This window comes from Paenibacillus sp. Y660, from assembly GCF_057221575.1.
Window position 1 is genome coordinate 1 of sequence record NZ_JBXBBJ010000076.1, and the last position, 1,044, is coordinate 1,044.

Sequence of the window (1,044 nt, forward strand, 5' to 3'; positions counted from 1 at the left end):
CATGTCATAGCTTCGGTGGTGTGTTTAGCCCCGTTACATTTTCGGCGCAGAGTCACTCGACCAGTGAGCTATTACGCACTCTTTAAATGGTGGCTGCTTCTAAGCCAACATCCTGGTTGTCTTTGCAACTCCACATCCTTTCCCACTTAACACACACTTGGGGACCTTAGCTGATGATCTGGGCTGTTTCCCTCTTGACAATGGATCTTAGCACTCACTGTCTGACTCCCGAGTAGCACGTCTATGGCATTCGGAGTTTGACTGGACTTGGTAACCCTTGGCGGGCCCCGCACCCAATCAGTGCTCTACCTCCACGACGCTCATTCCTCGAGGCTAGCCCTAAAGCTATTTCGGGGAGAACCAGCTATCTCCGAGTTCGATTGGAATTTCTCCGCTACCCCCACCTCATCCCCGCACTTTTCAACGTGCGTGGGTTCGGGCCTCCAGTGCGTGTTACCGCACCTTCACCCTGGACAGGGGTAGATCACACGGTTTCGGGTCTACGACCACGTACTTATTCGCCCTATTCAGACTCGCTTTCGCTACGGCTCCGTCTTCCCGACTTAACCTTGCACGTGATCGTAACTCGCCGGTTCATTCTACAAAAGGCACGCCATCACCCATTTAACGGGCTCTGACTTTTTGTAAGCGCACGGTTTCAGGTTCTTTTTCACTCCGCTTCCGCGGTGCTTTTCACCTTTCCCTCACGGTACTGCTTCACTATCGGTCACCAGGGAGTATTTAGCCTTGGCAGATGGTCCTGCCGGATTCCGACGGGGTTTCTCGTGTCCCGCCGTACTCAGGATCCGTCTCGGAGAGTGCTTGCTTTCGGTTACAGGGCTTTTACCTGCTCTGGCGGGCCTTTCCAGACCTCTTCGCCTACCAAACACCTTTGTAACTCCATGTGAGACGTCCTACAACCCCTGCGGATAAATCCGCAAGTTTGGGCTAATCCGCGTTCGCTCGCCGCTACTGACGGAATCACTATTGTTTTCTCTTCCTCAGGGTACTTAGATGTTTCAGTTCCCCTGGTATGCCTCTTAC

1 rRNA gene is annotated in these 1,044 nt (G+C 53.2%); it reads right to left on the bottom strand.

Annotation, left to right across the window (positions count from 1 at the left end):
* Positions 1 to 1,044, bottom strand: a 23S ribosomal RNA gene (locus tag AC2TDN_RS26490); the annotation flags it as partial.